Annotated in this window: 5 protein-coding genes; all 5 read right to left on the reverse strand. The window is 71.5% G+C overall.

The features are described from left to right. Window positions 1-69: 69 nt before the first annotated feature. Window positions 70-1,404, reverse strand: coding sequence for a xylose isomerase (gene xylA / locus WQ56_RS10100; protein ID WP_047136967.1), 1,335 nt, complete (start codon window positions 1,402-1,404; stop codon window positions 70-72). A 91-nt stretch (window positions 1,405-1,495) separates the two neighbouring features. After that, the gene (gene xylB, locus WQ56_RS10105; protein ID WP_047136968.1) at window positions 1,496-3,010 is read right to left on the reverse strand and encodes a xylulokinase; all 1,515 of its coding nucleotides are present in this window, start codon (window positions 3,008-3,010) and stop codon (window positions 1,496-1,498) included. Window positions 3,011-3,451: 441 nt separating this feature from the next. Then, complete coding sequence (locus WQ56_RS10110; RefSeq protein ID WP_047136969.1) at window positions 3,452-3,820, reverse strand: STAS/SEC14 domain-containing protein; 369 nt, start codon at window positions 3,818-3,820, stop codon at window positions 3,452-3,454. 277 nt (window positions 3,821-4,097) lie between these two features. Beyond that, window positions 4,098-4,532 (reverse strand): EamA family transporter, encoded by a 435-nt coding sequence (locus WQ56_RS10115; RefSeq protein WP_047136970.1) that lies wholly within the window; start codon window positions 4,530-4,532, stop codon window positions 4,098-4,100. A 439-nt stretch (window positions 4,533-4,971) separates the two neighbouring features. Further along, window positions 4,972-6,115, reverse strand: a 1,144-nt coding sequence (locus tag WQ56_RS10125) for an MFS transporter (RefSeq protein WP_047136998.1), incomplete at its 5' end; no start/stop codon positions are given.

Below are 6,115 nucleotides of genomic sequence, written 5' to 3' on the forward strand. Positions count from 1 at the left end.
CCCGCTCGCGGCGTGCCCGATGGGCGCGCCGGCCACAATGCTCGCGGTGGTGGGCGTGGCGCGCATCGCTCAGCGGAGCAGGTACTGGTTGAGCAGGTTCTCGTAAGCCTCCTGCCGGCCGCTGCGCTGCGTCGGCTCGCCGGCCTTGCCCGCGATCGCGTGCAGATCGGCCAGCGACAGTCGGCCCTGTTCGAACGCCTGGCCGTCGCCGCCGTCGAAGCTCGCGTAGCGGTCGCGGCGCCACTGCTCCCACGGCGACTCGTTCAGCAGCGCATGGGCCACTTCCAGCCCGCGCGCGAACGCGTCCATGCCGCCGATGTGCGCGATGAACAGGTCGGCCATGTCCGTCGACTCGCGCCGCGGCTTGGCATCGAAGTTCAGACCGCCTTCCAGCCCGCCCTGGCGCAGCACCACCAGCATCGCGCCCACCGTGTCGTACAGGTCGGTCGGGAACTGGTCGGTGTCCCAGCCGTTCTGCGCATTGCCCCGGTTCGCGTCGATGCTCCCCAGCAGCCCGTGGTCGGACGCCACCTGCAGGTCGTGCTCGAACGTGTGCCCCGACAGCGTCGCGTGGTTGGCCTCGATGTTGAGCTTGAAGTCCTTGTCCAGCCCGTGCGCCTTCAGGAAGCCCGCGCAAGTCGCGCTGTCGAAGTCGTACTGGTGCTTCATCGGCTCCATCGGCTTGGGCTCGATCAGGAAGTTGCCCTTGAGCCCGATGCTGCGCCCGTAGTCGCGCGCCATCGTCAGGAACCGGGCGAAATGCGCCAGCTCGCGCTGCATGTCGGTGTTGTGCAGGCTGGCGTAACCTTCCCGCCCGCCCCAGAACACGTAGTGCTCGCCGCCCAGTTCGACGGTGGCTTCCAGCGCGGCCTTGACCTGTACCGCCGCGCGCGCGACCACCGCGAAGTCCGGGTTGGTCGCCGCGCCGTTCATGTAGCGCGGGTGGCTGAACAGGTTCGCCGTGCCCCACAGCAGTTGCATGCCGGTCGCCTGCTGGCGCTCCTTGGCCAGCGCGACCATGTGCTTGAGGTTCTGCTCGTACTGGCCGATGTCGTCGGCGTCGGGCGCCAGGTCCACGTCGTGGAAGCACCAGTACGGCACGCCGAGCTTGGTGAAGAACTCGAACGCGGCGTCGAGCTTGGCCTCGGCCGCAGCCAGCGGCGCGCCGCCGTCCCACGGGAAGCGTCGCGTGCCGGGCCCGAACGGGTCGGCACCGGCGTTGCAGAACGTGTGCCAGTAGCACACCGCGAAGCGCAGGTGCTCGGCCATCGTCTTGCCGCCGATTTTCTTCTGCGCGTCGTAGACCTTGAACGCCAGCGGGTTGTCGGAATCGCGTCCCTCGAAGGGGATCGCGCCGATGCCGGGGAAGTATTCCTGTGCGCCGATGAAGGGGGTCTTGATCATGTGGGGGTCTCGTCTTGGTAAGGAACCGTAGGAGCGCGCTGGCGCGCGATGGGGCGTTCCCGGGAAAACCTCATCGCGCGCCAGCGCGCGCCTACGGGGGCGGAGATGAAGACGGCGCGGCGTACAGCGGCCGCACCGCGTCGAGGTGGTCGAGGAAGCGCCGGTAGGCCGCCTGATAGGCCGGCGCACGCGCCGGATCGGGCGTGCAGGCCAGCGCCGGGTCGGTCGCGACGTGCGCGGCCGCCAGCGCCGCCATCGGCGTCGCATCGCCCTGCGCACGGCCCAGTGCCCACAGCGCCTGCAGCGCCGCGCCGAACGCCGCGCCCTCGCTTTGCGCCGGCACGTCCACCGGCAGCCCGAACACATCGGCGACCAGTTGCCGCCACGCCGCACTGTTGGCGCCGCCGCCGGTCAGCACGATGCGCTCGAACGCCATGCCCGCCGACACGAACGCGTCGTACCCGTATTTCAGGCTGTAGGTCGCCCCTTCCATCGCCGCGCGGTACAGGTGCGCGGCGTCCATGGTCTGCGGCGTCAGCCCGGCCAGCACGCCGCGGCCCAGCGGCAGGTCGGGGGTGCGCTCGCCGTTGAGGAACGGCAGCAGCGTCAGCCCGCCGGCGCCCGGCGGCGTCGCATCGATGTGCGCATCGCCCTCGCGCGTGGCGAAGCCGAACATCCGCGCCACCTGCTCGGTCGCCACCGTGCAGTTCATCGTGCAGATCAGCGGCAGCCAGCCGCCGGTCGAGTCGCAGAACGCGGCCCAGGCGCCGGTATCCGACACCACCGGCGTGTCGCTGTAGGCGAACAGCGTGCCCGAGGTGCCCAGGCTCATCGCCAGCCGGCCCGGCGCCACGCAGCCGGTGCCGATCGCGGCCATCATGTTGTCGCCGCCGCCGGCCGATACCCGCACGTCCGGCGACAGGCCGAGCTCTTCCGCGATCGCCGGCAGCACCGGGACCAGCGCGTCGGGCTCGACCAATGGCGGCAGGCAAGCTGCGAGGTCGCGGTCGGGGTCGGTCGCGCGCAGCAGCGCCGGCGACCAGGTGCGCGCGCGCACGTCGAGCCAGCCGGTGCCCGACGCATCGCCATGCTCCATCCAGCGCTGGCCGGTCAGCCAGACGTTGATGTAGTCGTGCGGCAGCGCGATCGCCGCCAGCCGTGCGTAGACCTCGGGCCGGTGGGCCTTCGTCCAGGGCAGCTTGGAGGCGGTGTAGCCGGCCAGGATCGGGTTGCCGGCCTGCGCGATGCAGGCGGCCGCACCGCCGACCGCGTCCATGATCGGTCCGCACTGCGCGCTGGTGCTGGTGTCGCACCACAGCTTGGCCGGCGCCAGCACCGCGCCCTGCGCGTCGAGCGGCACGAAGCCGTGCTGCTGGCCCGACACGCCGAGCGCGGCGATCCGGCCGCGCAGTGCCGGGTCGAGCGCGGCGAAGCAGCCGCGGATCGCGTCGAGCCAGTCGGCCGGGTGCTGCTCGCGGCTGCCGTCGGCGCCGGCGATCAGGTCCAGCGCCCGGCCCTGCGTCGCCAGCACCTGCCGCGAGGCCGGGTCGTAGACCACCAGCTTGACGCTCTGGGTGCCGAGGTCCAGGCCGGCGACGAGGCTCATGCGCCCCTCCGCGCGATCAAAAAGTTAGCGCTACCATTCTTCGGGCTAAAAAAAACGGCACGGCTTGGAGCTGGCAGCGGCATGGGCGCGTTCGGCGTCAATCGGCGGTGCGGGCACTGTAGCCACTTGTCGCCGAACATGCTTGCTGCGGTGCGCCATGGGCGGCGTTTGGGGGCGCGAAGGTTCTTTGGGAAGGCCTGCGCGCGCGAGCGCGCTCCTACAGTGGCTGCCGATCTAATCGTGCAGGCGGTTGCCGTAGGAGCGCGCTCGCGCGCGATCACGAAAACGACGCCTGCAGGTGGCGTGCGGCCGACCGAATCGAGGCACCCGTCGCAGGCGCGCCCTCGCGCGATCCCGCAGATCAACGCCGCACCGGCGGCCTCATGCGCTCCGGACTACGTTCCAATGGGACGCTGGATTCCCGCGTCAGCCAGCGCAGCCTCACCGCGCCCGCAGCCACGCCTGTCCGTCGCCCGCGCATTCGGGCGTGAAGCCACGGACCTCGACGCCCGGCATCAGCAGCCCTTCCAGCTCGGCGAGGCTTCGGATCCACAAGGCGTCGGCGATCACCGCGATCCGGTCGAAGCGCCGCACCGCGCGCAGCAGCGCCGGCAGGCGCGAGAACTCGACCGCGACCGCGCCGAAAGTCGGCAGGTCGACGTCGCGCACCCGGTAGAGCATCGTGCCGCCCTCGATGCCGTCGGCCGCCTCGACGAACGCGTCGATCAGTCCCGCCATCGCCTCCCGGTCGAACCGTCCGCCGATTTCGACGTCGACCCGGTCCGGCGCCACGCGGATCACGTTGAACATGTGCGCCTCGCTGCCATCGTCACTGCGCACAGGCTAGGGGCGGCCGCGTCAACAGCGGGAGAACGGCGGGACGAACAGGCGCATCACCGATCCCGAACCGCCGGTTTCCCGGCGTGCGCCGCACGCAGAATCAGCGTCCCTCGCCCTGCGCCCCCAGCCGCTCAGCAACCTGCCCCGGTCGAGTAGCAGCATGCGGGGCCGCAATGCCGGGACTTCCCCGAGCGGCACCCGACGAGCGACCACGCCGCGATCCGCGTTCCGGTATCGACAGAACCGCTCACCGCCGCCACGCCAGCAGCAGCACGCCCGCGCCCACCAGGCCGATGCCGGCCCAGTCCCGAGGCGATGGCCGCTCGCCGAGCACCACCACCGCGAAGACGGCGACGAGCACGACGCTGAACTTGTCGATCGGCGCGACCTGCGAGGCGTCGCCGAGCTGCAGCGCGCGGAAGTAGCAGACCCACGATGCGCCGGTCGCGAGCGCCGACAGCACGAGGAACAGCAACGTACGTGGCGGGAGCTGCAGCGGATTGCTCCACTTGCCGGTCCAGGCGACGAACAGCGCGAGCACGACGAGGATCACCGCGGTGCGCACCAGCGTGGCGAGGTCGGAGTCGACGCCCTGCAGGCCGATCTTGGCGAAGATCGCCGTCAACGCCGCGAACACCGCCGACGCGAGTGCCCAGCCTGCCCAGCCCATCGATCCGCTCATCGCCTGCCCTCGCCTGCGGGCGCGCCGCCCTTTCCGAGTATCGCGCGTGCGGGCGAGGCAGACGAGAAGACAAAACCAGGACCGGGCGTCTTCCACGTAGTCGCGCAGGGACTGGCTGAATTGCGCGAGCTCGGCGTCGGTGATCAGCCCCCGCAGGCACATGCCGGTGAACTGCATGGCCAAGGTGCGGCGCGAACTCCCGTTGAACAGCACTGCCACCTCCTTGTCTCGCTCGCGCAGCAGCGTAAAGGCCTCGACGCTCCCGATTCGAACCCTCGGCTGCCGGATCGCACAGCGCGCGCAGTTGTTCGAGCGTCTGCTGGTAGTGGCGGTCGAGTGCCCGCTTCCGGATCTCGCGGAACCGCGTCCAGTCCGATTCCTCCACGTCCTGGTCTCCCTGACGCTTCGACGGAAGCCGTCATGGTGCAGCGATTCCACGTCAGGACGCGCGCGCCAGCCGCCGCAGCAGCAGGGCCGCGAGGAGCGCTGCGACCAGGTTGCAGGCCATACCCGAAACGAATGCCTCGGCGTAGAGGTCGCGCGTCTCGCCGGTCGCGGCATCGGACAGCGTCGCACCGAACAGCATGCCGACCACCGCCACGCCGAACGCGGCGCCGACCTGCTGCAGCGTCGAGATCACGCCCGAGGCCATGCCCGCGTGCGCGGGCTCGACCGTGCCGAGCACGAGGTTGAGCAGCGGCGTCATGATCAGGCCCTGCGCAGCGCCGACGACGACCAGCGCCGGGACCAGCGCCGGCGGCTGCAGCGCGCCGCCAGCCAGCGCCACCTGCGCGACCAGCCATGCCAGCGACGCCGCGTAGACCAGCGCGCCGGCCGCGATCGCCGCCGGCCCGAAGCGTGCGACGAGCCGCGGCGCCGACAGCGAGGCGACGACGAAACCAACGCTGCACGGCGCGAACAGCAGGCCCGCGGCCAGCGGGTCGAGGCCGAAGCCCGACTGCACCAGCAGCGCGAAGCACAGGAAGAACGAGCTCGACGTCGAGTAGACCAGCAGCACCAGCGCGCCACCGGTGGCGAAGCGTCGTTCGCGCAGCAACCGCATGTCCACCAGCGGCGCGCGGCCGCCGCGCCTGCGGCGTTCCTGGTGCACGGCGAACACGGCAAGCAGCGCGACGCCCGCCGCCAGTGCGGCCAGCGCCCAGGCCGGCCAGCCCCGCCCCGGCCCTTCGAGCAGCGGCACCAGCAGCAGGCCGAGGCCCGCGCTTGCCAGCGCGACGCCGCCCCAGTCCAGCGCCGGGCGCTGCGGCGCGTGCGACTCGGGCACGAAGCGCGCCATGCCGATCGCGAGCAGGCCGATCGGCACGTTGATCAGGAAGATCGTGCGCCAGCCCAGCCGGCCGATATCGGCGTGCACCAGCCATCCGCCGAGCACCTGGCCGGCGATCGCGGCCAGGCCCAGGGTCATGCCGAGCAGGCCGAACGCGCGGCGCGCGGCGTCGCCCTCGAAGTGCACCCGGATCGAAGCGTAGACCTGCGGGAACAGCAACGCGGCCGCCAGCCCCTGCAGCACCCGCGCGGCGATCAACGACCCGGCGTCCGGCGCGAGGCCGCATAGCGCCGAG

Source organism: Luteimonas sp. FCS-9, assembly GCF_001014645.1.
In the GTDB taxonomy this organism is placed as follows: domain Bacteria; phylum Pseudomonadota; class Gammaproteobacteria; order Xanthomonadales; family Xanthomonadaceae; genus Luteimonas.